Source organism: Novosphingobium soli (genome assembly GCF_042432915.1).
GTDB lineage: Bacteria > Pseudomonadota > Alphaproteobacteria > Sphingomonadales > Sphingomonadaceae > Novosphingobium > Novosphingobium soli.
Genome location: NZ_JBHLWK010000051.1, coordinates 1 through 2,042, shown reverse-complemented (window position 1 = coordinate 2,042; position 2,042 = coordinate 1). Strand labels below are relative to the sequence as shown.

Genomic DNA, 2,042 nt, shown 5'->3' with positions numbered 1-2,042 from the left:
TGTTGATTGCCACTGAGAAGTGACCCGGGGTTTCCATTGAGAAGTGACCCGGGTGGGTGTGGTTTATGTGCTGCCGTTGAACGGCGGGTTCAAGATGCTGGCTTCTCCTTTCTGGCTTTGGGTGCAGCGGTGCTGGCGCGGAAGCGGAAGCTATCGTTCCCGGTTTCCAGAATGTGGCAGTGGTGAGTGAGCCGGTCGAGCAGCGCGGTGGTCATCTTGGTATCGCCGAACACACCGGACCATTCGCTGAAGCTCAGGTTGGTGGTGATGACGACGCTGGTGCGCTCATAGAGCTTGCTGAGCAGATGGAAGAGCATGGCGCCGCCCGATGAACTGAAGGGCAGGTAGCCCAGTTCATCGAGGATGAGCAGGTCGAGGCGTAGCAGGCGCTCTGCCAGCAGGCCGGACCGGTTCGAAGTCTTTTCCTGCTCAAGCGCATTGACCAGATCGACCGTGGAGAAGAAGCGGACCTTTTTACGGTGATGCTCGACAGCCTGGACGCCCAGAGCAGTAGCGATATGGCTTTTGCCGGTTCCGGGTCCGCCAATGAGCACGACGTTGTCGGCGTTTTCCATGAAGTCGCCCTGATGAAGCTGGCGCACGAGAGCTTCGTTGATCTCGCTGGCAGCAAAGTCGAAGCCAGCCAGATCCTTGTACGCCGGGAAGCGGGCCGCCTTGATCTGATAGGCGATGGACCTGACCTCACGTTCGGCCATCTCTGCCTTCAGGAGCCCAGCCAGCATCGGCAAGGCAGCATCGAAGGCGGGCGCACCCTGCTCGATCAGTTCGTCTGCGGCCTGAGCCATGCCGAACATCTTAAGGCTGCGCAGCATGACGATGACCGCAGCGCTGGCGGGATCATGACGCATGGCGGATCTCCCTGAGCGTGTCATAGCGAACGACATTGGCTTCGGGCTCCTGCGTCAGGCGCAGCGCCTGAGGCGCATCGATCGGCGAAGCTGGAGGCGCCTTGCCATCGATAAGGCGATGCAACACGTTAAGAACGTGGGTCTTGGTGGCGACACCGGCTTCCAGAGCCAACTCGACCGCGCTTAACACAGCCTGCTCGTCGTGATGCAGAACAAGAGACAGGATCTCGACCATCTCCCTGTCGCCGCCTGGGCGCTTGAGCAGATGACTTTGCAATTGTCGGAAGGCTTCGGGCATCTCGAGAAAGGGGGCGCCATTGCGCAAGGCACCGGGCTTGCGCTGGATCACCGCCAGATAATGCCGCCAGTCATAGATTGTGCGTCCCGGCTTGTGATGGGAGCGGTCAATGAGCCGGGCATGTTCGCACACGATCTGGCCTTCGGCCACAATGACAAGGCGATCCGGGTAGATCCGCACGCTAACCGGCCGGTTCGCGAACGAAGCAGGCACGGAATAGCGGTTGCGGTCGAAGGCGATGAGGCAGGTTGGCGACACGCGCTTGATCTGCTCGACAAAGCCATCGAAGGGCCGGCCTAACGGCATCAGGCAGGAAACTTCCTCGGCATGCACATCGGCCACGGTGCCGGGCATGACACCATGCTGGATCTCACCCCATTGGGCAGTGCACTGTTCTTCCAGCCAGGCGTTCAACTCAGCCAGATCGCGAAAGCTGGGCATCGGTTGCCACAACCGACGTCGAGCGTCCTGGACGTTCTTCTCGACCTGCCCCTTCTCCCAGCCTGAGGCCGGATTGCAGAAATCGGTCTCGAACAGATAGTGGCTGGCCATGGCGGCAAACCTCGCGTTGACCTGTCGTGCCTTCCCGGTCCCGATCTTGTCGACAGCGGTCCTCATATTGTCGAAGATGCCGCGCTGGGGCACGCCGCCCAGCACCCGGAACGCCTGCGTGAGCGCGTCGAACAGCATCTCATGGGTCTGGAGCAGATAGGCTCGCACAATGAAGGCGCGGCTATGCGCTAGCTTGGTATGGGCAACCTGCAGCTTCGTGGGCTTGCCGCCCAGCACGGCGTAATCCTCGCTCCAGTCGAACTGGAACGCCTCGCCAGGCTGAAAGACCAGAGGTACGAATGTCCCACGCCCACTGGTCTGAT

The 2,042-nt window shown here is 60.8% G+C and carries 2 protein-coding genes; both read right to left on the bottom strand.

The window, feature by feature from the left end; genetic code table 11:
- Positions 1–89 precede the first annotated feature (89 nt).
- Entirely contained in the window at positions 90–869 is a 780-nt protein-coding gene (gene istB, locus ACFFJC_RS21225; RefSeq protein ID WP_103099315.1) for an IS21-like element helper ATPase IstB, read from the bottom strand.
- Positions 859–2,042 (bottom strand): IS21 family transposase (istA, locus tag ACFFJC_RS21220; RefSeq protein ID WP_379489237.1); only part of this gene is annotated, 1,184 nt, incomplete at its 5' end. The genes istB and istA, both read right to left, overlap by 11 nt.

Coding starts and splice junctions, on each gene's coding strand:
- istB (WP_103099315.1), bottom strand. CDS start 869: ATGCGTCATGATCCCGCCAGCGCTGCGGTCATCGTCATGCTGCGCAGC.